Raw genomic sequence first — 2,788 nt, 5'->3', positions numbered from 1 at the left:
GCGAATGCCAAATTGATAAAAAAATAAGAAACTAAATCATGAAAAAAGTCATTGGAGCTATTGGAATAATAGTAACACAGATTTATTTTGCACAAACTAATATTAGTAAATCATTACCTGATATTAAACCACCAACCTCCGAAACTTATAGGATTAGTACCTATGGTTTGGATTTCAACAACTCGCCCACAGGAGAATTCACATATAATTTTCCAATATACACTATAAATACTGGGATTGGTATTCCTATAAGTTTAGGATATAATAGCGGAATTAAGGTAGATGACATAGGAGGTAATTTAGGAATGTCCTGGCAATTGGTTACAGGAGGAGCAATCTCGAGAGTTGTAAGAGATGAGCAAGATGATATGGCATCAGCAGTATGGTTTCCAGGTACTATAGATATTAATGCAGATGCAAATACGATTAGAACAGCGGCACATCCTGATAATTCTATAGATACAGAATATGACTGGTTTAGCTTTTCCCTTTCCAATGGACTTTCAGGTCAATTTTATATTGATAAAAATCTGAATGTACATTATAACGGAGGTGACGGTTCAAAACTAACAATCACGGATAAAACTACAGTGGTAACTCAATATGGGAAGAATCTGGAATTTATACTTACAGATAATCAGGGAAATAAGTACTATTTCGGAGGGGATGAGAAGTTTATGGAAAGATCAAAAATTGATTATAAAGGTCCCGATAAATATTACACTTCTGGATGGTATTTATCTAAAGTGCTTACCTCAAAAAATGAAGTTATCAATTTTGACTATTCTGTAGAGCAGATCAGCTACTATAGCTCCATGGGAGCTTCTTTTAGTGTTTCTGAAAACTGCTGTGTTCCTAACACCTATGAAAATAGTGGGTTGACAAAAAATAAGACAACTTTGGTTGCATTAAAACCAAGATTATTGAGCATTGACGATGATATTGTCAGAATTAATTTTGGCTACAATAAGCAAAGAAAAGATTATATTAATGGTGATGGGAAATTACTTACATCAATTGCTGTTCTTTCCAAAGAAAATAATCAGATTATAAAGAATTTTCAATTGAATTATGATGATGTAAACACTGGTTCTGCTGTTACATATTATGGGCTACCTTTAGATGAACAAAGTACTGTTAACCGTCATTTCTTAAATAATATTAATGAAATTGTTTCGAACCAAAAATATAGGTTTGAGTACTATTCAAAGGAGAGTATTCCCGCAAGATTTAGTCTGGCAACAGATTTTTATGGATATTCGAACGATAAAGCCAATCAAACACCTTTTGCTGATATTTCGGGACAGGTTCCTAACTATATTTTCACTAAAACTAACGGTTGGGCCTCTGCCAAGAAAGATGTTGATCCAACCAGAACTTATCTGGGAAATCTTAAAAGAATCTATTATCCTACAGGCGGATATTCAGAAATAACCTATGAATCGAATAGTTCGATGAAGACTGTTCCAGTTGAGAAATCTGATGGTACAGGACTTCAGGCATCGAGAATTTGTAGTGGTCCCAAAACAGTGAGTAAGAAATTTACATTTATATCTAATGGATCACCAATTAGTTATTCAGCTTATGCTTCAACGGATTATTACAATTGTGGAGGACCTGATCCCCTGCATGAAGTACATGGAATCAGTATTACAGATATAACAACGGGGCAAAACGTTAGAGGTGATAATGGGAAATATTATACTGGTCTTGTTGCTAAAAAAGAGTTATGCCTAACAGGACTTCCTAGTGATAATAGATGTCCTGTAAATACTGTTGCAGGTCATACTTATGAAGTAGAATATTATGTTTCGTCGTATTTTGGGAGGATAGATGGATTTGCTTCTTTCGATTATAATTCTCGAACTGAAATGCAAGACATATTGCAACATTATGGAGGGAGTAGAGTAAAAAAAGTTGAGGAAAATAATACTGAAAATGGATCATATACTCGTTCATTTTATTATAACAAATTATTGGATAGATTATCTCAGGTAACAAGTATAGCAAATGCAGCAACTCCTAAATCATTTGATTATATAATAACAAAAAGGAACTGTTTATTAGAATGTAATCCTGGAAATAATACAGGGAACCCACCTCTTGGTTCATCTCCAATTCCTGTTTATCGTTTTTATAAAGACAATATTTTAAGTGATTATAATGATAGAGCCAATAAAATTTTTTATAAATCTATAACGGAATTAATTGATAATAATAAGGCTGTTGAAAGAAATTATTTGTATTTAGGAGATTCAAATGCATATTTGTATGTTCCTCCTGTTTTAGATGCTCCCAGTAGTAATAGCGGCCAGATAAAAAGAGGGTTGCTTGAAAATGAGACTCAATATCGTTTCTATAATAATGATTTTACAGTTTTCAAAAAGACTGATAATAAATATAGTCTGCAAGATAATAGTGTAACATCATTTATTTTTAAAGAAAACTTTCCATTAACTACAGGATATGTATATAATTCTCAAGATGGGCCAATACCTAATATTTCGTATACTTTTTATCAAAATTACTATGGATATTCGAAATTGATTGAATCTATTTCAAAAGAATATGTAGATAATAAAATACTTGAGACAAAATCAAATACTATTTTTGATAATAATCAACACTGTCAGGTAACTTTATCAAAAAAACTATTTCCGGATGATACTGTTCAGGAAACTATTTATAAGTATGCTTCTGAGAAAGGCAACCAAAAACTGATCAATGCTAATATAATAGGTATTCCTTTAGAGACAACGGTTATCAAGAAACAGAATCAAAACGATGC

The 2,788-nt window shown here is 32.1% G+C and carries 1 protein-coding gene; it reads left to right on the top strand.

Annotated features, from left to right (window positions below; genetic code table 11):
* Window positions 1-38: 38 nt before the first annotated feature.
* A partial coding sequence (locus tag BOQ64_RS22640) for a hypothetical protein (protein ID WP_164975868.1) occupies window positions 39-2,788 on the top strand: 2,750 nt, incomplete at its 3' end.

The sequence above is a fragment of the Chryseobacterium sp. CH25 genome, assembly GCF_004119455.1.
GTDB lineage: Bacteria > Bacteroidota > Bacteroidia > Flavobacteriales > Weeksellaceae > Chryseobacterium.
This window is presented reverse-complemented; position numbering and strand designations above follow the sequence as displayed.